16 protein-coding genes are annotated in these 22,522 nt (G+C 62.7%); 9 read left to right on the top strand and 7 right to left on the bottom strand.

Annotated elements, in window-relative coordinates:
* Positions 1 to 296 precede the first annotated feature (296 nt).
* From HX786_RS01780 to HX786_RS01760, 5 genes are all read left to right on the top strand, one after another.
* Positions 297 to 1,013 carry an ABC transporter permease gene (locus tag HX786_RS01780; protein ID WP_003215977.1) on the top strand — a complete coding sequence of 239 codons (717 nt, stop codon included), beginning with the start codon at positions 297 to 299 and terminating at the stop codon, positions 1,011 to 1,013.
* Between the two features lie 38 nt (positions 1,014 to 1,051).
* Complete coding sequence (locus HX786_RS01775; RefSeq protein ID WP_003215975.1) at positions 1,052 to 1,945, top strand: glycine betaine ABC transporter substrate-binding protein; 894 nt, start codon at positions 1,052 to 1,054, stop codon at positions 1,943 to 1,945.
* 11 nt (positions 1,946 to 1,956) lie between these two features.
* A complete protein-coding gene (locus HX786_RS01770) occupies positions 1,957 to 2,610 on the top strand; it encodes an ABC transporter permease (protein WP_003215973.1) in 654 nt (217 codons plus the stop codon).
* Positions 2,607 to 3,764, top strand: a complete 1,158-nt coding sequence (locus HX786_RS01765; protein WP_003215971.1) for a betaine/proline/choline family ABC transporter ATP-binding protein — start codon at positions 2,607 to 2,609, stop codon at positions 3,762 to 3,764. Before HX786_RS01770 ends, HX786_RS01765 begins: the two co-directional genes overlap by 4 nt.
* Positions 3,765 to 4,238: 474 nt before the next feature.
* On the top strand, positions 4,239 to 5,402 hold the full coding sequence (locus HX786_RS01760) for a type III PLP-dependent enzyme (protein WP_003215969.1): 1,164 nt from the start codon (positions 4,239 to 4,241) through the stop codon (positions 5,400 to 5,402).
* A gap of 66 nt (positions 5,403 to 5,468) precedes the next feature.
* Here HX786_RS01760 and HX786_RS01755 read toward each other — a convergent pair whose 3' ends face one another.
* Together HX786_RS01755 and HX786_RS01750 are read right to left on the bottom strand one after the other, a co-directional pair.
* Positions 5,469 to 6,269: a tetratricopeptide repeat protein gene (locus HX786_RS01755; protein WP_102604567.1), complete on the bottom strand. Its 801-nt coding sequence runs from the start codon at positions 6,267 to 6,269 to the stop codon at positions 5,469 to 5,471.
* 2 nt (positions 6,270 to 6,271) lie between these two features.
* Positions 6,272 to 6,952 carry a Fe2+-dependent dioxygenase gene (locus HX786_RS01750; protein WP_003215964.1) on the bottom strand — a complete coding sequence of 227 codons (681 nt, stop codon included), beginning with the start codon at positions 6,950 to 6,952 and terminating at the stop codon, positions 6,272 to 6,274.
* 219 nt (positions 6,953 to 7,171) lie between these two features.
* Between HX786_RS01750 and HX786_RS01745 the strand changes: the two genes are divergently transcribed.
* Entirely contained in the window at positions 7,172 to 9,466 is a 2,295-nt protein-coding gene (locus tag HX786_RS01745; protein WP_177116873.1) for a TonB-dependent siderophore receptor, read from the top strand.
* A 134-nt stretch (positions 9,467 to 9,600) separates the two neighbouring features.
* Positions 9,601 to 12,126 (top strand): sulfite reductase flavoprotein subunit alpha, encoded by a 2,526-nt coding sequence (locus tag HX786_RS01740; RefSeq protein WP_043225863.1) that lies wholly within the window; start codon positions 9,601 to 9,603, stop codon positions 12,124 to 12,126.
* Between the two features lie 149 nt (positions 12,127 to 12,275).
* Here HX786_RS01740 and HX786_RS01735 read toward each other — a convergent pair whose 3' ends face one another.
* The 4 genes from HX786_RS01735 to ptsP form a co-directional block, all read right to left on the bottom strand.
* Positions 12,276 to 13,817, bottom strand: coding sequence for an alkaline phosphatase (locus HX786_RS01735; RefSeq protein ID WP_087694616.1), 1,542 nt, complete (start codon positions 13,815 to 13,817; stop codon positions 12,276 to 12,278).
* A gap of 186 nt (positions 13,818 to 14,003) precedes the next feature.
* Entirely contained in the window at positions 14,004 to 15,716 is a 1,713-nt protein-coding gene (locus HX786_RS01730; protein WP_003215951.1) for a PTS fructose-like transporter subunit IIB, read from the bottom strand.
* 11 nt (positions 15,717 to 15,727) lie between these two features.
* Positions 15,728 to 16,648, bottom strand: a complete 921-nt coding sequence (gene pfkB, locus HX786_RS01725; RefSeq protein WP_177040239.1) for a 1-phosphofructokinase — start codon at positions 16,646 to 16,648, stop codon at positions 15,728 to 15,730.
* Positions 16,649 to 19,507, bottom strand: coding sequence for a phosphoenolpyruvate--protein phosphotransferase (gene ptsP / locus HX786_RS01720; protein ID WP_178911656.1), 2,859 nt, complete (start codon positions 19,505 to 19,507; stop codon positions 16,649 to 16,651).
* Between the two features lie 294 nt (positions 19,508 to 19,801).
* Between ptsP and cra the strand changes: the two genes are divergently transcribed.
* Both cra and HX786_RS01710 read left to right on the top strand, forming a co-directional pair.
* Entirely contained in the window at positions 19,802 to 20,797 is a 996-nt protein-coding gene (cra, locus tag HX786_RS01715) for a catabolite repressor/activator (protein ID WP_177044338.1), read from the top strand.
* 5 nt (positions 20,798 to 20,802) lie between these two features.
* Positions 20,803 to 21,579 carry a TatD family hydrolase gene (locus tag HX786_RS01710; protein ID WP_134327328.1) on the top strand — a complete coding sequence of 259 codons (777 nt, stop codon included), beginning with the start codon at positions 20,803 to 20,805 and terminating at the stop codon, positions 21,577 to 21,579.
* Positions 21,580 to 21,611: 32 nt separating this feature from the next.
* Here the strand turns inward: HX786_RS01710 and HX786_RS32245 are convergent, their stop codons facing one another.
* On the bottom strand, positions 21,612 to 22,316 hold the full coding sequence (locus HX786_RS32245) for a methyl-accepting chemotaxis protein (RefSeq protein ID WP_372846169.1): 705 nt from the start codon (positions 22,314 to 22,316) through the stop codon (positions 21,612 to 21,614).
* Between the last annotated feature and the right edge of the window lie 206 nt (positions 22,317 to 22,522).

Below are 22,522 nucleotides of genomic sequence, written 5' to 3'. Positions count from 1 at the left end.
GCGAGTATAGCGCAAACCCGGGGTGACGGACCACCGTTCACCCCATTGGGGGTGGCTAATTGCTGCCAAGTATGGAACCTTTTAAAAGGTAGAGACGTCCACTCCCCTGCTATCGCACTCGTAACAGGGGCTGAAAAATCAGCAAGTTAGCCTGACGAGGCTGCGCTCATGGCTCGACCGCATACCGCGTTGCCGGTAGGGGCGAGCTGCTATTCGCGACCACATTCGCCGACAGCCAGGAATGGCATTGCCGCTCGGAAATGTGTTCGCCGACAAAAGAAAAAAGGAGTCCGCCTGTGGCTATTCGCTATGGCAAAGGGCTGATAGGAGGAGCGGTTGTCGTCGCTCTCCTGGCCCTGCTGGTCCACTGGATCGGCATCAACACGATCGAACTGTACCGCGACGATTTGTTGTTTTACCTGCAAGCTCATTTGATCCTCGTCCTTGTTTCGATGCTGGCCGCCCTGATCGTAGGGATTCCCGCCGGTATCCTGCTGAGCCGACCCAACATGGTCGGGCGCGCAGAACGCTTCATGCAGATCTTCAACATCGGCAATACCGTCCCTCCCCTGGCCGTACTGGCCATCGCCCTCGGTGTCCTTGGCATCGGCAGCGGCCCCGCGATCTTCGCGCTGTTCCTCGCCTCGTTGCTGCCCATCGTGCGCAACACCTATGAAGGCCTGAAAAACGTTCAAGGTTCCCTGAAAGAAGCCGCCGTCGGCATCGGCATGACGCCGCGCCAGGTGCTGTTTCGCGTGGAATTGCCCAACGCCGTGCCGATCATCATCGGCGGTGTGCGCGTGGCCCTGGCGATCAACGTCGGTACCGCGCCCCTGGCGTTCCTGATTGGCGCCAACAGCCTGGGCAGCCTGATCTTCCCCGGCATCGCCCTGAACAATCAGCCGCAACTGCTGCTCGGCGCCGCATGCACCGCGCTGCTGGCCTTGCTGCTCGACGGTCTGGTGACCATGGCCAGCCGCCTTTGGCTGGAACGCGGGTTGCGTCCGTCTTAAGGCTTTGGCCCCGTCTTGGGCCTGAAACAGGAATTCACATGAAAAAACTGACATTGATATTGAGCTGCGTCCTGCTGTTCGCAGGGTTTGCGCAAGCCGCTGAAAAACCGGTCATCCGCATCGGTGCCCGGGTGTTCACTGAACAGACCCTGCTCGCCGAAATCACCTCCCAGTACCTGCGCACCAAGGGTTACGACACCCGTGTGACCGGCGGCCTGGGCAGCAACCTGGCACGCAGTGCCCAGGAAAGCGGGCAACTGGACCTGATCTGGGAATACACCGGCGTGTCGCTGGTGGCCTACAACCACGTCGACGAGAAGCTCGACAGCGAACAGTCCTACGCCCGAGTGAAAGAACTCGACGCGAAAAAAGGCCTGGTCTGGCTCTCCCCGTCGAAATTCAGCAACACCTACGCCCTGGCCCTGCCAGAGAACGTGGCCAAGGAATTCCCGCAGATCAACAGCATCAGCGACCTGACCGCGGCACTGGCCGAGAAAACCAAGGAAAACCGCCTGGTGGCCCTGGACACCGAGTTCGCCAACCGTTCCGACGGCATGGCCGGCATGGTCAAGCTGTACGACATGAACCTGACCCGCAAGAACACCCGGCAGATGGACGCCGGCCTGGTGTACACCGCGCTGCGTAATGGCCAGGTGTTTGCCGGCTTGGTCTACACCACCGACGGTCGCCTGAACGCCTTCAAATTGAAGCTGCTGGAAGACGACAAGCACTACTTCCCGGACTACACCGCCGCGCCGGTGGTGCGTCAGGTTTACCTCGATGCCCATCCGCAACTGGCCGCTGATCTCAAGCCACTGGCTGCGCTGTTCGACGACGAAACCATGCGCCAGCTGAACGCGCGGGTCGACGTCGACCACGAAAGCCCGTCCGCCGTGGCCGCAGATTTCCTGCGCCAGCATCCGATCAACTAAGAGGAGAAGACATGGAATTCCTGAACGCCTTTTCCCATCTTGATTGGGCCCAAGTCCTGCACCTGACCTGGCAGCACATCACCCTGGTCGGCATTGCAGTGATCCTCGCAATCGTCGTCGGCGTGCCCCTGGGCGTGCTGATGACCCGCTTCCCGACGCTCGCCGGCCCATTGCAAGCCAGTGCCACGGTGTTGCTGACCGTGCCGTCGATTGCCTTGTTCGGCCTGCTGCTGCCGTTCTACTCCAAATTCGGCCAGGGCCTGGGGCCGATGCCGGCGATCACCGCCGTGTTCCTCTATTCCCTGCTGCCCATCATGCGTAACACCTACCTCGCCCTCACCGGCGTTGAGCCAGGCATTCGCGAGGCCGCCAAAGGCATCGGCATGACCTTCGGCCAGCGCTTGCGCATGGTCGAGCTGCCGATTGCCGTACCGGTGATCCTCGCCGGTGTGCGCACCGCCGTCGTCATGAACATTGGTGTGATGACCATCGCCGCCACCATCGGCGCCGGTGGCCTGGGTGTACTTATTCTGGCTTCCATCAGCCGCAGCGACATGTCGATGCTGATCGTTGGCGCCGTGCTGGTCAGTCTCCTGGCCATCTTCGCCGACCTGCTTCTGCAATGGCTGCAACGCACGCTGACTCCAAAAGGACTGCTCAAATGATCGAACTTCAAAACCTGACCAAGACCTTCCAAAGCAACGGCAAGACCATCACCGCCGTTGATTCCGTAAGCCTGACCGTCAACGAAGGCGAAATTTGCGTATTCCTCGGCCCCTCGGGCTGCGGCAAGAGCACCACGCTGAAGATGATCAACCGCCTGATCAAGCCGACCTCCGGCAAGATCCTGATCAACGGCGAAGACACCACCGACCTCGACGAAGTGACCCTGCGTCGCAACATCGGCTACGTGATCCAGCAGATCGGTCTGTTCCCGAACATGACCATCGAAGAGAACATCGTGGTGGTGCCCAAGCTGCTGGGCTGGGACAAGCAGAAATGCCACGACCGCGCCCGCGAGTTGATGAGCATGATCAAGCTCGAACCCAAGCAGTACCTGCATCGCTACCCGCGTGAACTGTCCGGCGGCCAGCAGCAGCGGATCGGCGTGATCCGCGCCCTGGCGGCGGATGCACCGTTGCTGCTGATGGATGAGCCGTTCGGCGCGGTCGACCCGATCAACCGCGAGATGATCCAGAACGAGTTTTTCGAGATGCAGCGCGCGCTGAACAAGACCGTGATCATGGTCAGCCACGACATCGACGAAGCCATCAAGCTGGGTGACAAGATCGCGATCTTCCGCGCCGGCAAGCTGCTGCAGATCGACCACCCGGACACCCTGCTGGCCCACCCTGCCGACGAATTCGTCAGCAACTTCGTTGGCCAGGACAGCACCCTCAAGCGCCTGCTGCTGGTGAAGGCTGAAGATGCGGCGGACAACGCGCCGTCGGTCAGCCCGGAAACCCCGGTGGCGGAGGCCCTGGAGCAGATGGATGAGTTGGACCGTCGCTACGTGGTGGTCACCGATGCCGAGAACAAGGCCCTGGGTTATGTGCGACGTCGCGACCTGCATCGTCAGACCGGTACCTGCGGCCAGTACCTGCGGGAATTCAACGCCACGGCGGCGTACGACGAGCATTTGCGCATCCTGTTGTCGCGCATGTACGAGTTCAACCGCTCGTGGTTGCCGGTGATGGATGCGGAGCGGGTGTTCCTGGGGGAAGTCACCCAGGAGTCGATTGCCGAGTATCTGAGTTCCGGTAAGTCCCGTGGGGGCAAGACCAGCATTGTGTCGCCTGCCGAGACAGCACTGGCCTGACCTGACACACAGCGGTCAAAATGTGGGAGCGGGCTTGCTCGCGAAGGCGGAGTGTCAGTCACCGGATGCATTGGCTGATACACCGCATTCGCGAGCAAGCCCGCTCCCACATTGGATCTTCACTGTACCCGCAACACCTCAAATTGCCCCTACCGGGGAACATCAATCCGTCATACCGGTCGGTTACATAAGTAGCTGCACGCGACCGCACGACGAACGCGTGCAAAAACGCGACATTTTTAGTTGATCTATAGCCCCTCACGTCCTAAAGTTCGCGCCGAACGTCCATGCTGGAAACGATCCATCCGGCTCAAGTACTGACGACGAGACAGCAAGGCCAAGGGAAGCGGTTGATCCCATGGCCTTTTTGCTTTCGGCGACATGCCTTGGGAAGTAGGCGAACCAAAGTGGGGATACGGAGGACGTTCATTTGCACCCATTGATCAATCTAGTTTGCCAGTAGGAGTTCCCAGCATGTCGATCCAGGTCGAAGACTATTTCGCGCGCGCCACTTTTGACAAAATGAAGGCGTTCGCCGACACCCAGGAAACCCCGTTCGTGGTGATCGACACCGCGATGATCAGCCAGGCCTACGATGACCTGCGCGCCGGTTTCGAATTCGCCAAGGTGTATTACGCCGTCAAGGCCAACCCGGCCGTCGAGATCATCGACCTGCTCAAGGACAAGGGTTCGAGCTTCGACATCGCGTCGATCTACGAGCTGGACAAGGTCATGGACCGCGGCGTCAGCCCCGACCGTATCAGCTACGGCAACACCATCAAGAAATCCAAGGACATCCGTTACTTCTACGAGAAGGGCGTGCGCCTGTTCTCCACCGACTCCGAAGCCGACCTGCGCAACATCGCCAAGGCCGCCCCGGGTTCGAAAGTGTATGTGCGCATCCTCACCGAAGGCTCGACCACGGCCGACTGGCCGCTGTCGCGCAAATTCGGCTGCCAGACCGACATGGCCATGGACCTGCTGATCCTCGCTCGCGACCTGGGCCTGGTGCCTTACGGCATCTCCTTCCACGTCGGCTCGCAGCAGCGTGACATCAGCGTGTGGGACGCGGCGATTGCCAAGGTCAAAGTGATCTTCGAGCGCCTGAAGGAAGAAGACGGCATCCACCTGAAGCTGATCAACATGGGCGGCGGCTTCCCGGCCAACTACATCACCCGCACCAACAGCCTGGAAACCTACGCCGAGGAAATCATCCGCTTCCTCAAGGAAGACTTCGGTGACGATCTGCCGGAAATCATCCTGGAGCCGGGCCGTTCGTTGATCGCCAACGCCGGGATCCTGGTCAGCGAAGTGGTACTGGTTGCGCGTAAATCCCGCACCGCCGTCGAGCGTTGGGTATACACCGACGTGGGCAAATTCTCCGGCCTGATCGAAACCATGGACGAAGCCATCAAGTTCCCGATCTGGACCGAGAAGAAAGGCGAGATGGAAGAAGTGGTCATCGCCGGCCCGACCTGCGACAGCGCCGACATCATGTACGAGAACTACAAGTACGGCCTGCCGCTGAACCTGGCGATTGGTGACCGGATGTACTGGTTGTCCACCGGCGCGTACACCACCAGCTACAGCGCCGTTGAATTCAATGGCTTCCCGCCATTGAAATCGTTCTACCTGTAAACGCACGCCCTGATCGTTCCCACGCTCTGCGTGGGAACGCATCCGGTGACGCTCTGCGTCACGCCGTTAGAGCGGACGCAGAGCGTCCAGGGCGGCATTTCCACGCAGCGCGTGGGAACGATCAAGTTCAATCGCATGCTCTTGATAGATCTCGGCCATTGCCCGTATCTGCGGCTCATTGGCGGCACACAACGCCTTGTGCGCCACCCGCAAAAACTTCAAATTCCCGCCCGCCAGTGCCTTGCGCAACCATTCCAGTGCCGTTTCTATCTCGCCCCGGTCCGCCAACACCGCCGCATAACTGAACTGCCCGCGAAAATCCCCGCCTTCTGCTGACTGGCGATACCACGCCACCGCCGCCTCCAGATCCCTCGGGCAGTACTGCCCTTCTTCCAGATAACGCCCCAGCAGGTTCATCGACTTGGCATGGCCCAGTTCCGCCGCCTGTCGATAACACGCCAGCGCCTGGGTTTGATCCTCGGCAACCCCGCGCCCGGTCGCCAGCAGGTTGGCGTAGTTGTACAAACCCCAATCCAGCCCGGCCTCGGCCGCCCGACGATATTCCCGGGCCGCCGCCACGGCATCCGCCTCGCAACCCCAGCCATGCTCCAGGCAACGCCCGAGCATATTGCGCGCCATCAAATGCCCGCCCTTGGCGGCGATGCGGAACCAGCGCATTGCCAGTGCTTCATCGCGCTCGATGCCGCGCCCTTCCAGCAGGATTTGCCCGAGCAGCGCCTGGGCATCCACCACACCCTCTTTCGCGGCGATCAAAATCGCCTGGGCGGCGCGCACCGGGGAGTCGTCGAGCATGCTCTGCAATTGCTCAACGTTGAGTACTTCTTCACGGCGCAATAAAAAGCCCACGGTCAGACCTCAACCCAGCGGCGCAGCAGGTTGTGATAGGTGCCGGTGAGCTGGATCAGCGCGGGGTGGTCGGGCACGTCGCGGCTCAGTTGCTGGATCGCCCCGTCCATCTCGAACAGCAAGGTGCGCTGGCTGTCCTCGCGCACCAGGCTTTGGGTCCAGAAAAACGAGGCGTAGCGCGCGCCGCGGGTCACGGCGTTGACCTTGTGCAGGCTGGAGCCGGGGTACAGCACCATGTCGCCCGCCGGCAACTTGACCCGCTGCAGGCCGAAGGTGTCCTGGATTTCCAGCTCGCCGCCGTCGTAGTCGTCGGGGTCGCTGAAAAATACGGTGGAGGAAAGGTCAGTGCGCACCCGCTCGTGGCTGCCCTTGGACTGGCGCACGGCGTTGTCGATATGGAAGTCGAAACTGCCGCCGGCGGTGTAACAGTTGACCAATGGCGGGAAGACCTTGTGCGGTAACGCCGCTGACATGAACAGCGGATTTTTCCACAGTCGATCGAGGATCGCCGCGCCGATTTCCTTTGCCAGCGGGTGGCCTTCCGGCAGTTGCAGGTTGTGTTTGGCCTTGGCCGATTGGTGCCCGGCAGTGATTTTGCCGTCGGCCCACTCGGTGTGCGCCAGGGCTTCGCGGATGCGCAGCACTTCCTCGCGAGAGAACAGGCCGGGAATGTGCAGCAACATGGAGGCATTACCTGAAAACAGTGAGACGCCAATGGTAGTGATTCTTATTGACTGTGTACAACCCTACTCCCGCCCAAAGGACGAACGAGATCGTCAAAACCGTAAGCAAAAAGTGTAAAGAACGTAAATTCAGTGCGAATAGTAATGTATCGCAATTGATATGAAGTCTTGTTCTCCCTATATTCCGCGGCCTCACCTCCTTGGGGAAAGGACACACTCATGCCGCGCACTTCGATAAAAACACCTGCCAGTTCACCACGTTTGCTGGCCTCGGCCATCGGCGTTGCCATCAGCGCCAGCTCTGCCGCCCAAATGGCGCAAGCTGCTGAAGACACCGAGCAGAAAGGCGAGCGCAACAGCATTTCCCTGGGAGCCACCAGCATCACCGGCCAGGAACAGGACAGCACGTCCTACCAGGTCGAAAAAGCGTCCTCGCAGAAGTACACCGCGCCGCTGGTAGATACTCCGCGCTCGGTCACCGTGGTGCCGCAGCAAGTGCTCAAGGACACCGCCGCCACCTCGTTGCAGGACGCCTTGCGCACCGTGCCAGGGATTACCTTCGGCGCCGGTGAAGGCGGCAACCCGCAGGGCGACCGTCCGTTCATTCGCGGCTTCGACGCCCAGGGCGATACCTACCTCGACGGCGTGCGCGACACCGGCGGCCAGAGCCGCGAGATCTTCGACATCGAATCCATCGAAGTCAGCAAAGGCCCCAACTCGTCATTCGGCGGCCGCGGCTCGGCCGGCGGCAGCCTCAACCTGGTGAGCAAGACGCCACAGGCGCGGGACTTCACCAACGGTGGCTTCACCTACGGCTCCGACCAGACCCGCCGCTATGTGCTCGACGTCAACCGTCAGTTCCTCGACAGCGCGGCCTTCCGCCTGAACCTGATGAGCCACGAACAGAACGTCGCCGGGCGTGATGCCGTCAACTACGACCGCTGGGGCGTGGCCCCGTCGCTGACCTTCGGCCTGGGCACTCCGACTCGCGTCAACCTCAGCTACTACCACATGGAAAGCAACGACCTGCCGGATTCGGGCATTCCGTATGGCTACAGCAACAGCGGCGCAAAAGCCGCCCACGTGCATGACAAGCCAACCGACGGCGGCGACAGCAACAACTTCTACGGCCTCAAGGATCGCGACTTCCGCAAGACCCGCGCCGACATCAGCACGTTCTCCATCGAGCACGACCTGAACGACAACATGACGCTGAAAAACACCCTGCGCCACGGCAACACCGGCCAGGACTATATCGTCACCCAACCCGACGACAGCCAGCACAACGTCAACCAGTTCGGCACCGTGTGGCGCCGCGCGAACACCCGCGTGTCCACCACCGAGACCACCACCAACCAGACCGATCTGTTTGGCAGCTTCCAGGCGCTGGGCTTCAAGAACACCTACTCCACCGGGCTTGAGTTCACCGGCGAAGAAACCCGCTACAGCGGCTACACCGTCAGCCCGAACAGCAACCCCGGTTGCCCGGCGCCCGGCAAAGGCGGCCAGTGCACCTCGCTGGGCAACCCGAACCCGGACGATGCCTGGACCGGCAGCATTGCGCGCAACTACAACGGCACCAACACCAAGGCCACCAGCCGCGCCGCCTATGTGTTCGACACCATCGAGCTGGACCCGAAATGGCTGCTGAACGTCGGCCTGCGCTACGACACCTTCGACACCGTGGCCAACACCAATGCGGTGCCGACCGCCACCGTCAAGGCCCGCAGCAAGATCAAGAACGACAGCCAGTTCTTCAACTGGCAGGCGGGCCTGGTCTGGAAGCCGGTTGAAAACGGCAGCATCTATGCCTCTTACGCCACCTCAGCCTCACCGGCCGGCGGCCTGGTAGGTGAAGGCGCCGACGGCAACCCGCTGTCTGCCGGCGCCGCCACCAGCGACCTGAAACCGGAAGAGACCGTCAACTACGAGCTGGGCACCAAGTGGGACATGTTCCACGACCGCCTGTCCCTGACCGCCGCGGTGTTCCGCACCGAGAAGAAAAACACGCGGATCCTGGTGGACGCGCTGACCTATGAAAACGGTGGCGAATCCCGCGTCGACGGCCTGGAGCTTTCCGCCAGCGGCAAGCTGACCGATCAATGGCAAGTGTTCGCCGGCTACAGCTACCTGAAAAGCGAACTGGTGGACCCGGGCCTGAACGGTCGTAACGGTGTCGTCAGTGCCGGCTCGAACAAAGGCAACCAGATGCCCAACACGCCGAAGAACACCTTCAGCCTGTGGACGACGTATGACGTGACACCGAAGCTCACCATCGGCGGCGGCGCGTTCTATGTCGACGAGGTCTACGGCGATGCGGGCAACACCGTCTACGTGCCGTCCTACACCCGCTACGACGCCATGGCCAGCTACAAGCTGACCAAGAACGTCGACCTGCAGTTGAACGTGCAGAACCTCACCGACAAGACCTACTACGACAAGGCCTATGCCTCGCATTTTGCCAACCAGGCAGCCGGTCGTACGGCCCTGCTGACCACCAGTTTCCATTTCTAAACCGATACAAATGACTGCACGAAACCCCACGCATCGGATGCGTGGGGTTTTTGCGTGTAAAAAAGAATCTTTCTCGACAACTCGCGGCATAATGCGCGCCGTGAACACCTAACCTGATGACGAGGCCGTACGACGTGTTGAAGAAAACCCTGTTCCAGTTGCATTGGTTCTTCGGCATTACCGCCGGGCTGGTGTTGGCCTTGATGGGGATCACCGGCGCAACGGTGTCGTTCCAGGATGAAATCATCGAGTTGCTGAACCCGACGGTGTTGACGGTGGAAAAGCGTCCGGCCGGGGTACTGCCGCCCGCTGAACTGGTGCACCTGCTGGAAGCCCGTGAAGGCAAAGTCGTGTCGATGCTCACGGTGCAGCCCGACAGCACCAACGCAGCCAAGGTCTGGTTCACCCCACCGCCCGGTGAACGCCGCGGGCAGATGCGCTACTTCGACCCGTACACCGGCGATTACCTGGGCGATGCCGTCGGCCAGGACTTCTTCGGCTTCGTGCTGCAACTGCACCGTTTCCTCGCCATCGGCGACACCGGCCGGCAAATCACCGGCGCCTGCACGCTGATCCTGGTGTTCTTCTGCCTTTCGGGCCTGTACCTGCGCTGGCCGCGCCAGGTGGCAAGCTGGCGTGCATGGCTGGCGGTGGACTGGCGCAAGAAAGGCCGCAGTTTCAACTGGGACCTGCACTCGGTATTCGGCACTTGGTGCCTGCTGTTCTATCTTCTGGCGGCACTGACCGGACTGTTCTGGTCCTACGAGTGGTACAGCAACGGCATGACCAGACTGCTGTCCGACGCGCCGCAGAACGAACGCGTACGCAAGCGCGGCCCGGCCCCCGAAGGGCCCGCGCCGGTGGCCAATTACGCCGCGATCTGGAGCAGCATCTACAGCAACGCCGGCCCCGGCTTGAGCGGCTACAACATCCGCATGCCCGCGGTCGCCGGCCAACCCGCCACCGTCTACTACCTGCTGAAGACCTCGCCCCACGATCGCGCGCTGAACCAGATCAACCTCGACCCGGCCACCGGCGAAGTCAAATCCCATGACACCTACGCCGGCAAAAGCTTCAAGGCGCAGATCCTGACCAGTATCTATGCGCTGCACACCGGCAGCTACTTCGGCCTGCCCGGCCGGATCATCCTGACGTTCAGCGCGCTGCTGATGCCGCTGTTCTTCATCACCGGCTGGCTGCTGTACCTGGACCGCCGCCGCAAGAAACGCCAGGTGCGCGATGCCCGCAAAGGCCTGACCGGCAACCACAGCGACGCGCCGGCCTGGCTGATCGGCTTTGCCAGCCAGAGCGGCTTTGCCGAGCAACTGGCCTGGCAGACCGCCGGGCAGTTGCAGGCCGCCGGCGTGCCAGTGAACGTGCAGTCGCTGGGCAGCGTCAGCGAAGAGGATTTGCGCCAATCGAGCCATGCGCTGTTCGTGGTCAGCACCTTCGGCGACGGCGAGGCACCGGACAGCGCCCGCGGTTTCGAGCGCAGCGTGCTCGGCCAGGACCTGTCCCTCAAGGGCCTGAACTACTCGGTGTTGGCCCTGGGTGATCGCCAGTACCAACACTTCTGCGGCTTCGCCCGGCGCCTGCATTTCTGGCTGACCAACCAGGGCGGCAACCCGCTGTTCGCCCCGGTGGAAGTCGACAGCGGCGACACCGATGCGTTGCTGCACTGGCAACAACAACTGGGCCAACTGACCGGCCATGCACCCGCTGCGGCATGGGCCAGCGCGACCTATGAAAACTGGACCCTGAAGCAACGCACCCTGCTCAACCCGCACAGCAGTGGCTCCGGCGTCTATTTGCTCGGGCTCACCCCGCCAGCCCCCCGGGACTGGCTGGCCGGCGACCTGGTGGAAGTGCTGCCACGCAATTGCCCATGGGCCATCGAACACTTCCTGGAAGGCCTGGGACTGGCCGGCAGCGAAGGTGTGGTAGTCGACGGCCTTGCACACACCCTCGACCAGGCCCTGGCCGGCCGCCAACTGCCGGACAATCGCGCACACCTGGTGGGCCTGCATGCCCAGGCGCTGGTCAATGCACTGGTGCCGCTGGGCATGCGCGAATACTCCATCGCCTCGATTGCCAGCGACGGTGTGCTGGAGCTGATCGTGCGCCAGGAGCGTCACCCCGATGGCAGCGTGGGCGTGGGTTCCGGCTGGTTGACCGAACATGCACCGCTGGGTTCGACCATCAGCCTGCGAGTGCGGCGCAACAGTGGTTTCCATCTGCCGACCGAGCCGCTCCCGATGATCCTGCTGGGCAACGGCACCGGCCTTGCCGGGTTGCGCAGCCTGCTCAAGGCGCGGGTTGCCGACGGCCAGCAGCGCAACTGGCTGCTGTTTGGCGAACGCAATATCGCCCATGACTACCACTGCCAGGACGAGCTGCAAGGCTGGCTGGCCAGCGGTGACCTGGCGCTACTGGACCTGGCCTTTTCCCGGGACCAGGCAGAGAAAATCTACGTGCAGGATCGCCTGCGCGAATCAGCGGATGTGCTGCGTAAATGGGTGGCCGATGGCGCCGCGATTTACGTCTGCGGCAGTTTGCAGGGGATGGCGGCGGGTGTGGATCAGGTGCTGCACGATGTGCTGGGCAGCGAAGCCGTCGAACGCTTGATCGAGCAGGGCCGCTACCGCCGGGATGTTTACTGACCCCCTGAAGATACACCGATCAAAATGTGGGAGCGGGCTTGCTCGCGAAGGCAGTGGATCAGTCCATACATCTGTTGACTGACACACCGCCTTCGCGAGCAAGCCCGCTCCCACATTGGCTCTTCTTCAGTAGGTAGATTGCATTGCAATCACACTGGCGCCAGCTTCTGTTCAAACACCGAAACCCCATCCAGGTCCCGCAAAATCACCGTCAGCTCCGCCGTCTGCCCGTCAATCTGCACCTCGCCAAAAAACTGGAACCCGGCAAACGGCGAGCTGTTCTGCACCGTCGGCGCCTTCTCGAACACCACTTCCGGGCCAAAGGTTTTATCCAGCGGATTAGGCCCGAAACTCCCGGCATTCAACGGCCCGGCGACAAACTCCCAGAACGGCTCAAAATCCTGAAACGCCGCCCGATCCGGATGGTAATGATGGGCCGCGCAGTAATGCACATCCGCCGTCAGCCACACGTGATTACGCACCTGCTGCGCCCGCAGAAACGCGAGCAATTCGGCAATTTCCAACTCGCGCCCCTGGGCCGGGCCCGGGTCGCCGTTGGCGATCGCTTCCCAACGCGGCACGCCGGGGCTGACCTCACCGTCGGGCACGCCCAGGCCAATGGGCATGTCGGCGGCGATGACTTTCCACTGCGCCTGGGAGGCCTTCAATTCGCGCTTGAGCCAGTCCAGTTGCTCACGCCCAAGGAACGGTTTTTCACCGCCAAGGTTGTCATCGTTCGGCCCGCGATAGCTGCGCATGTCCAGCACAAACACATCCAGCAACGGGCCGTAGCTGAGCTTGCGATAAATCCGCCCGCCCTGGTCGGCGCTTTGCCGGCGCATCGGTGAATATTCCAGCCAGGCCTGGCGCGCACGGCCTACCAGGGTATTGATGTCGCGAGTCTTGTAGCGTTCATCCAGTTGCTTGCTCGGCGACCAGTTGTTGATCACCTCGTGGTCGTCCCACTGCCAGATCTGCGGCACTTCGGCGTTGAAGCGACGTACGTTCTCGTCCATCAGGTTGTAGCGGTAGTTGCCCCGGTATTCATTCAGGGTTTCAGCGACTTTGCTTTTGGCTTCGGTGGTGATGTTGCGCCAGATGCGTCCGTCCTCGGTGGTCAGTTGCGCGGGCACCGGGCCGTCGGCGTAGATGGTGTCGCCGCTGTGAATGAAGAAGTCCGGCAGGCGCAGGCGCATGGCTTCGTAGATGCGCATGCCGCCGATGTCCGGGTTGATGCCGAAGCCCTGGCCGACGGTGTCGCCGCTCCACACAAAGCGGATATCCCGGCGCTGCTGCGGCACGCTGCGCAGGTGACCGAACCAGGGCTCGCTGGCCACGCCGGTCTGGGCATCCTCAAAGTGCACACGGTAGAAAATCGCCTGGTCGACGGGCAGGCCGGTGAGTTCGACACGGGCGGTGAAATCGGTGCGGCTGTCGGCCAGGGGCGAGACGAATTTGCGCGGGTTGCTGAATACGCTACGGGTGTCCCACTCCACCACCATCCGGGCCGGGCGGTCGCTGCGGCTCCAGATCATCGCGCGGTCGCCCAGCAGGTCGCCGGACTGCACGCCGTCGGTGAGTTGCGGGCGATCCTTGACCGAGGCGATCACCGCAGGCGCGAGGCCCGGCAGCAACAGGCCTGCGCCGACGGCTTGCATCACGCGGCGGCGGCCGAGATTGAAGTGGCTCATGCGGGTTCCCTCTCGAGCAGCAAAAGGGAAACTTAAGCATGACGGGATGAACGAGTTATGACACCGGCCTTATTGCTCACGGAGGTCAAATGTGGGAGCTGGCTTGCCTGCGATAGCCTCAACTCGGTTGCGTTGATACACCGAGGTGCCTGCATCGCAGGCAAGCCAGCTCCTACATGAACCGCGTCATGCCTGGGCGGGTGCGACAGAAAGCTCTACGGTCTCAGGGCGCTTGAGGAATGCATACACCACGGCCGTCAACAAACTGCCCGCCACGATCGCCAGCAGGTACAGCAGCGCATGGTTGATCGCATTCGGGATCAGCATCACAAACAATCCACCATGGGGCGCCATCAGCTTGCAGCCGAAATACATCGACAGCGCACCGGTCAGCGCACCGCCGGCGATGCTTGCCGGGATTACCCGCAGCGGGTCCTTGGCAGCAAACGGAATTGCGCCTTCAGAGATAAAGCACATGCCGAGGATCAGCGCGGCCTTGCCGGCTTCACGCTCGGTCTGGGCGAACTTGCGCCGCGCCAGGAAGGTGGCGATGCCCATGCCAATCGGCGGCACCATGCCGGCGGCCATGGTCGCGGCCATGGGGGCACCGCTTTGCGCTGCCAGCAGGCCGACGGAAAACGCGTAGGCTGCCTTGTTGATCGGGCCACCGAGGTCGACGCACATCATGCCGCCTAGCAAGATGCCCAGCAGCACGGCGTTGGTGGTGCCCATGGTGCTGAGAAAATCCGTGAGGCCGGTGAGCATCTTCGCCACCGGCGGCCCTACCAGGTAAATCATCGCCAGGCCGGTGAACAGGCTCGCCAGCAACGGGATGATCAGGATCGGCTTGAGGGCTTCCAGGCTCTGGGGCAAACGGATCGCGCGGCTGATGAATTTGACGCAGTAGCCGGCGAGAAAGCCGGCGAAGATCCCGCCGATAAACCCCGCGCCCAAGGTGCTGGCCAGCAGGCCACCGATCATGCCGGGGGCCAATCCAGGACGGTCGGCAATCGAGTAGGCGATGTAACCCGCCAGCAGCGGCACCATCAGCATGAACGCCTGGTCGCCGACGGTTTTCAGCGCGGCGGCCAGGGTGCCTTTTTCTTCAAAGGCATGAATGCCGAACACGAATGACAGGGCGATCAGCAGACCGCCCGCCACCACCATCGGCAGCATGAACGACACGCCGGTGAGCAAGTGTTTGTAGACACCGGTCTTCTCCGGTTTGGCAGCGGCACCACTGGCAGCGGATTCCTGCTTGCCTTCGGCCAGCGCCTTGTTGAGGGTCGCCTCGGATTGCTTGAGCGCGATCCCGGTGCCGCAGCGATAGATTTTCTTGCCGGCAAAGCGCTCGGTGGCGACTTCGATGTCGGCGGCGAGCAGCACAACGTCGGCGTCACGAATCGCCTCGGGACTCAGCGGCGTGCGGGCGCCCACGGAGCCCTGGGTTTCCACCTGCAAGTCATACCCGAGGCGCTTGGCGGTTTGCTGCAACGCTTCGGCAGCCATGAAGGTGTGGGCGACGCCGGTCGGGCACGCGGTGATCGCGACGATACGCGGCGTGCTTTTCGCCGGTGCCGCGTCAGCTACCTGCACCTGGGCCTCCTCGGCTCCGCGACGCAACACCGCATCCACATCCTGCAACGCCTGGGCCGGCGTGCTGCGGAATACACGTTTGCCGACAAAACGCTGCATGTCCACCGGCGTGCTGCTGACCAGCAATACCCACTCGGCGGCTTCAAGGGTGGCCGCCGACAATTGGCGTTCCGGATGCTGCACGTCGACCACTTCGACGCTGGTGCTCCAGCCCTGGCGTTGCGCGGCGGCATCCAGCAAGCGGGCGCACAGCACACTGGTGACCATGCCGTTCGGGCAGGCAGTAACAATGGCTAACTTCATGACCAACCCTCTTATTGTTCTGTCAGCGGGCGCACGTGGACGCCGCTCTGCAAAGTCTCAAGCTGCGCTTCGTCGGTGATGCCAAAGCCGATCTGCGTGACCGCCATCGCGGCAATGGCGGTGGCGCGGCCCAGGGTCTGCTCCGGCGTATCGCCACTGAGCAAACCGTGAAGCATCCCGGCCAGCAGCGAGTCGCCGGCGCCTACGGTACTGGCCACGATTACCTTGGGCGGCGTGGCGTGCAGCGCCGTTTCCGGGCTGTACCAGCTCACACCCGCGGCACCGTCGGAGACCACCACATGCTCCACACCTTGCCGATGCAGTTGGCGGATGGCATCTGTGGAGTGACCGAGGGCATCGGCCAGTTCTTCGGTATTGGGTTTGACCAACCACGGGCCGGCGTTCAATCCAGCGCGCAGCGCTTCGCCGCTGGTGTCCAGGGCGACTTTCAAGCCGAGGTTTTTCAGTTGCTGCAGCAGGCCCTGGAACCACTGAGGGGTGATGCCGCGTGGCAGGCTGCCGGCCACGACGACGGCGTCGTATCCCGGAGCAATCCGCGCCAGTTGCTCAAGCAGTGCGTGTTGCGCCTGCTCGCTGACCAACGGGCCCGGCGCATTGACATCCGTGACCCGCCCGTCCTGCTCGGCGATCTTGATATTGCTGCGGGTTTCGCCCGGCACTCGAATAAAGGCATCGGTAAAACCGCGACGGGCAATCAGCATCTCGAATGCCTGGGGATTGTCCTCTCCAAGAAAGCCGCCCACGGTCACCTGATGACCAAGGTCCGCCAGCACCTGCGCGACGTTCACGCCCTTGCCGGCAGCGTGGGTGATCATCGCTTCGCTGCGGTTGACCTCGCCAGGTTCCAGGCGCGCCAGGCGCACCGTCAGGTCCAACGCCGGGTTCAGCGTCAGGCTTAAAATCCTTGCCATTTACACGGCCTCCACAAGCGCACGCACTTCGGCGGGAGAACCCACCGCCAGGGCTTTTTGTGCCAGGCCCTGGGCCTCGCTCAGACTGAATTCACGCACCCGTGCCTTGACCTCGGGGATGCTGCGCGCAGACACACTCAGCTCATCCACTCCCAGGCCGATCAGCACCGGAACTGCCAAAGGGTCGGCTGCCAGCTCGCCGCACACGCCGACCCATTTGCCATGGGCATGGGCGGCGCGCACGGTGATGTCGATCAGTTGCAACACCGCCGGATGCAGGCCGTCAGCCTGGGCCGACAGCGTCGGATGGCCACGGTCGATGGCCAGGGTGTATTGGGTCAGGTCGTTGGTGCCGACGCTGAAGAAGTCCACTTCCTTGGCCAGTACCGGCGCCAGCAACGCGGCCGACGGCACTTCGATCATGATCCCCAGTTGCAGGTCGGCCACCGGGATTTCCAGGCGCAGGCGCTCGGTCATGTCCCGGGCCTGGCGCCACTCGTCAACACTGCCAACCATGGGGAACATGATGCGCAGTGGACGGTTGTCTGCCGAACGCAACAGCGCGCGCAATTGCGCTTCCATGATCTGCGGGCGTTGCAGGGTCAGGCGGATGCCGCGCACGCCGAGGAAGGGGTTTTCTTCCTTGGCGATCGGCCAGTAAGGCAGCGGTTTGTCACCGCCCACATCAAGGGTGCGCACCACCAGCGGCCGACCGCCCAGGCCGTCGAGCACGCGGCGGTATTCGGCTTCCTGGGTGGCCTCGTCGGGCGCTTGTTTGTGGGCCATGAAAATCAGTTCGGTGCGCAGCAGGCCGATGCCTTCGGCGCCCTGCTCCACCGCGCCGGCAACCCCGGCGCTTTCGCCGATATTGGCGAATACTTCGACGGCATGGCCATCGCGGGTCAGGGCCGGTTCATGGCGTTGCGCTGCGGCGGCTTTCAAGCGTTGTTCGCGGGTGTCGCGTTCGACGGTGGCGCGCTGCAAGGTGGCGGCGTCGGCGTCCACATGCAGGCGACCGCGCTGGCCATCCAGCAACAACGGCGTGCCCGAAGCCAACAGCAATACAGCAGGGCCTGCACCCACCAGCGCGGGAATGCCCAAAGCACGGGCGACGATGGCGCTGTGGGCGGTGGCGCCGCCACGGGCAGTGAGGATGCCGGCGACACGCACCGGGTCCAGGCGCGCCACGTCCGAGGGACCCACTTCGTCCATCACCAGGATGTAGGGTTCGTCCGGCTCCTGGGCGGTTTCGACGCCGCACAGTTGCGCCAGCACGCGGCGGCCAATGTCACGCAGATCGGCGGCGCGCTCGGCAAGCAAGGCGTCCTGCAACGATTCCTGCTGTTTGGCGGCGGCTTCGATCACGCTCATCCACGCGGCTTCGGCGCTTTCGCCCTGCTTGAGGCGCGTCTCGACTTCGTCGGTCAGTTCCGGGTCGTCGAGCATCTCCTGGTGGGTGATGAAGATCTCGCGGATGGCCTTGGACTTGCTGCGCTCGATCAGGCCCTGGATGTCCCGGCGCACGTCGGTCAACGCCGCGTGCAGGCGCTGGCGCTCGATCACCGGCGACTCGCCGCGCAGCGGGTATTCGAAAGGTTGCAGCACCTGGATATGCGCCGGGCCAATCGCAATGCCGGGGGCGGCGGCAATGGCCTGGATCAGGCTGCCGGACACTGGCGCGCTGATGACCGGTTCGATCTCGACCACGGCTCGTTGGGCGCTGACTGCCGGCAGCGGCTCGACTTCTTCGCCGAGGCCGTCTTCCACTGCCGCCAGCAAGGCGGGCAAGGCGTCACCGGCAATGGTTGGCTCGGCGACAAACTCCAGTACCTGGCCGCGACGCGCACCGAGGCTGAGCAACTTGCTCAGGCTTTTTACCGATACCGCGCCGACGTCTCCATCGACGATGCGCACACGGATTTCACCGGCAAAACTTTTCGCCAATTGCGCGAGGATCTTCGCCGGGCGCGCATGCAGCCCGTGGGCGTTGGCCAGGGCAATGCGCACGCTTGGCCAGTCGGCGGGCAGTTCACCGCCGAGCACTTCCAGTACGGCCCGGCTGCTGGTGGCGCGGCCGAGTTCCTGGCCACGGCCTTCGATCAGCAAGGCACACAGGCGTTCGAGCAAGGTCTGGTGGGCCTCGCCGAGGCTGGCCAGGCAGAACAGGCCGCTCAAGGGCTGGCCCAGGTAACGCATGGGTTTGTCCGGAGTGACGAAGGCCAGGCCGGGACGCTTCACTGTCTGCTCGCTGTGCAGCCACCACAGGCCATCGCCCAGGGGCAGCGCGTCGACTTGTTGCAGCACGGCGGCAAAGCCATTGCTCACACAATCGGCCTGGCGCAACAGGCGTGCGCCTCTCCACACCAGTTCTTCGAAATCATCAGCCGACACGCCCAGGCCAATCATCTGTGCGTCCAGCGCCAGCTCCTGCGGCGCACCTTGCAGCAGTTTCAGCAAGGCCTCGGCAGAACTGGCGCGACGCAGGGCCTGGCCCAGGTCGGTCTCGCCGAGGGCACGGGTCAGTAGTTGCAGCAGGCGCAGGTGTTCGTCGGATTTGGCGGCAATGCCGATCGCCAGGTAGACGATCTGGCCATCGCCCCAATCCACGCCGTCGGGAAATTGCAGCAGGCGCACGCCGGTGGCGAACACCTGGTCGCGTGTTTCGGGGGTGCCGTGGGGGATGGCGATACCCTGGCCGAGAAAGGTCGAGCCTTGGGCTTCACGCGCTTGCAAGCCACTGAGGTAACCCTCGGCGACCAGGCCATCGGCCACCAGTTTTTCAGCGAGCAGTTGCAAGGCAGCAGACTTATCCACAGCCGTCTGGCCCATGGATATCTGCTCGTGGGTGAGCTCAAGCATGCCGTTCTCCTAGTTAGTGCGGCGGGCGCACTAGGTATTATTTTGAATAAATCAGTGCAAAAGCGTTCGAATAAAATTGACTGAGTGGTCAGTTGGCAGGACCACACTCGTCGCGATAATCGTAAAAATACGCTTGCTGAAACGTTTAATCTAGAATTTATGGCAGATTACGCGTTAATTTCCCATGATTGAAGAGCCACTCGGCTGTTGAGTTGCGACAATGGTCGCCTGCAGTAATCGGTTACGATTGGACAAAATGTCGGGGCAAGCTCTAAAAAACAAGGAAATCCCGGTTTGAAACTCAGTGATATCGCGCGCATTGCCGGTGTGTCTGTGACCACCGCCAGCTACGTCATCAATGGCAAGGCCGAACAGCAACGGATCAGCAGCGCAACCGTCGAACGGGTGCGCGCCGTGGTTGAAGAACATGGCTTTACGCCCAACCCCCAGGCCGCCGGGCTGCGCAGCCGGCACACCCGTACCCTGGGTTTTATCCTGCCGGACCTGGAAAACCCCAGTTACGCACGCATCGCCAAGTTGCTCGAACAAGGCGCCCGTGCCCGCGGCTATCAATTGCTGATCGCCAGCTCCGACGACGACGCCAACAGTGAGCGGCAACTGCTGCAATTGTTCCGCGCCCGCCGTTGCGATGCGCTGTTTGTCGCCAGCTGCCTGCCGGCCACCGACGACAGCTACCGCGAACTGCAAGCCAAGGGTTTGCCGGTGATCGCCATCGACCGGGTGATGGAGTCTACGCAGTTTTGCTCGGTGGTCAGCGATGATCGCCAGGCCTGCCAGCAATTGACCAGCAGCCTGCTGCACCCGCTGCCCAGGCAGATCGTGTTGATCGGCGCGCGGCCAGAGCTGAGCATCAGCCAGGAACGTACCGCCGGTTTCAAGCAAGCGCTGAAAGACTTCAGCGGCGAAGTGCTGATCGAACAAGGCGAGTCGTTCAGCCGCGACTGTGGCCGACAGCTGATGGAGCAGTTGCTGCAAAGCCTGGGGCATTTGCCTGACGCACTGGTGACTACGTCCTACGTCCTGCTGCAAGGGGTGTTTGACGCGCTGCATGACTTCCCGCTCAAATCCCGGCCACTGCGACTGGGGACGTTTGGCGACACCCAACTGCTGGATTTCCTGCCGCTGCCGGTGAATGCCATGGCCCAGCAGCATCAGTTGATTGCCGACACCGCGCTGCGCCTGGCGCTGGCGGCCATTGAAGAACAGCACTACGAACCCGGCGTGCATGCCATCGGCCGTACGTTCAAGCAGCGGATTCACTCGGAGTAAGCGGTGTGGAGCTGATCGACAGCCACACCCATCTGGATTTTCCGGACTTCGATACGGACCGCCGCGAAGTCCTGAGCCGCAGTCGCCGCCTGGGCGTGCGCAGGATGGTGGTGCTCGGGGTCTATCAGCAGAATTGGCAACGGTTGTGGGACCTGGTGCAAACCGACGCGGATTTATTCGCCGCCTTCGGCCTGCACCCGGTGTATCTCGACGACCATCGCCCCGCCGACCTGACGGAACTGGGCGACTGGCTGACCCGCCTGAACGGCCACCGGCAACTGTGCGCGGTGGGCGAAATCGGCCTGGATTATTTCCTCGAACAGCTGGACCGCGAACGCCAGCAAAGCCTGTTTGAAGCGCAACTGAAGCTGGCGGTGGATTTCCAACTGCCGGCGCTGCTGCATGTGCGCCGCAGCCACGCTGCCGTGATCGCCACTCTCAAGCGCATTCGGCTGCCACGGGGCGGAATCATCCACGCATTTGCCGGCAGCCAGGAAGAGGCCCGCGAGTACATCAAGCTCGGCTTCAAACTGGGCCTGGGCGGCGCGGCCACGTGGCCGCAAGCCCTGCGCATGCACAAGGTGATCGCCCGGCTGCCGCTGGAAAGCGTGGTACTGGAAACCGACTCACCGGACATGGCCCCCGTGATGTACCCCGGCCAGCGCAACAGCCCCGAACACCTGCCAGACATCTGCGCCGCCCTGGCGGAGCGCATGGGCATCAGCTCCTCAGCGCTGGCCGAGGCGAGCACCCGCAATGCCTGCGAGCTGTTCAACTGGTAGGGGCCCATCCCCGATGCATGCCTGGCCATGCCTCACACTCGAAAGGCCCCGATCAACTGCTTCAGCTCGATCACTTGCAAGGACAACTGCCGGCTGGCCTCTTCAGTCTGGTGCGCGCCCTGCGCTGCATGTTCACCGGCGCGATTGATCTCGACGATGTTCTGATCGATGTCATGGGCCACGGCAGTCTGCTGTTCGACGGCGGCGGCAATCTGCTGGTTCTGGTCGACGATCATGCCTACCGCGCCGAGGATGTTTTCGAGGGCCTGCTGGACTTTTTCCGACTGCCCCACCGTGCCATTGGCCATCTCGTGGCTGGTGCCCATGGCCTTCACCGCAGCGCCGACACCGCTGTGGAGCTTGGCAATCATCTGCTCGATCTCTTCGGTGGAGTGCTGGGTGCGCCGGGCCAAAGTGCGCACTTCATCGGCCACCACGGCGAAACCGCGTCCTTGCTCACCCGCGCGCGCGGCCTCGATGGCGGCATTCAACGCCAGCAGATTGGTCTGTTCGGCAATGCTCTTGATCACTTCCAGCACGCGACTGATGGATTGGCTGTCGATGGCCAACTGGTTGATGACCCGTACCGATTGATCGATCTCCGAAGCCAACGCCGCGATACTGCCTTGCTGGGACTGCACCAGGCCGCGTCCGCTGACGGTTTCATCGTTGACGCTGTGGGCGCTGCTGACCGCCGCCGCTGCACTGCGCGCCACTTCCAGGGCAGTGGAGGACATCTGGTTCATGGCGGTCGCCACCTGCTCGATCTGGCTGCGTTGGCCGGACACGGCCTGGTTGCTGCTGGCCGAGACCGACTCCACTTGCCCGGCCTGGTGTTCGACCTGGTTGACGGTGTGCCCTACCCGCTCGATCAGGTCATGGATCTTTGCCACGGTAGCGTTGAACACCTGGCCCAAATCCCCCAGTTCGTCGCGGCTGTGGG

This window comes from Pseudomonas sp. 21615526, from assembly GCF_013386245.1.
Taxonomy (GTDB): Bacteria; Pseudomonadota; Gammaproteobacteria; order Pseudomonadales; family Pseudomonadaceae; genus Aquipseudomonas.
Note: the sequence above shows the minus strand (reverse complement) of the source record. Positions and strands in the feature narration are given on the sequence as shown.

Bases quoted from the DNA above. Each gene is read 5' to 3' on its own strand.
- HX786_RS01775 (WP_003215975.1), top strand. From the start codon at position 1,052: ATGAAAAAACTGACATTGATATTGAGCTGCGTCCTGCTGTTCGCAGGG.
- HX786_RS01770 (WP_003215973.1), top strand. From the start codon at position 1,957: ATGGAATTCCTGAACGCCTTTTCCCATCTTGATTGGGCCCAAGTCCTG.
- HX786_RS01765 (WP_003215971.1), top strand. From the start codon at position 2,607: ATGATCGAACTTCAAAACCTGACCAAGACCTTCCAAAGCAACGGCAAG.
- HX786_RS01760 (WP_003215969.1), top strand. From the start codon at position 4,239: ATGTCGATCCAGGTCGAAGACTATTTCGCGCGCGCCACTTTTGACAAA.
- HX786_RS01750 (WP_003215964.1), bottom strand. From the start codon at position 6,952: ATGTTGCTGCACATTCCCGGCCTGTTCTCTCGCGAGGAAGTGCTGCGC.
- HX786_RS01745 (WP_177116873.1), top strand. From the start codon at position 7,172: ATGCCGCGCACTTCGATAAAAACACCTGCCAGTTCACCACGTTTGCTG.
- HX786_RS01735 (WP_087694616.1), bottom strand. From the start codon at position 13,817: ATGAGCCACTTCAATCTCGGCCGCCGCCGCGTGATGCAAGCCGTCGGC.
- HX786_RS01730 (WP_003215951.1), bottom strand. From the start codon at position 15,716: ATGAAGTTAGCCATTGTTACTGCCTGCCCGAACGGCATGGTCACCAGT.
- pfkB (WP_177040239.1), bottom strand. From the start codon at position 16,648: ATGGCAAGGATTTTAAGCCTGACGCTGAACCCGGCGTTGGACCTGACG.
- ptsP (WP_178911656.1), bottom strand. From the start codon at position 19,507: ATGCTTGAGCTCACCCACGAGCAGATATCCATGGGCCAGACGGCTGTG.
- HX786_RS32245 (WP_372846169.1), bottom strand. From the start codon at position 22,316: ATGTCCTCCACTGCCCTGGAAGTGGCGCGCAGTGCAGCGGCGGCGGTC.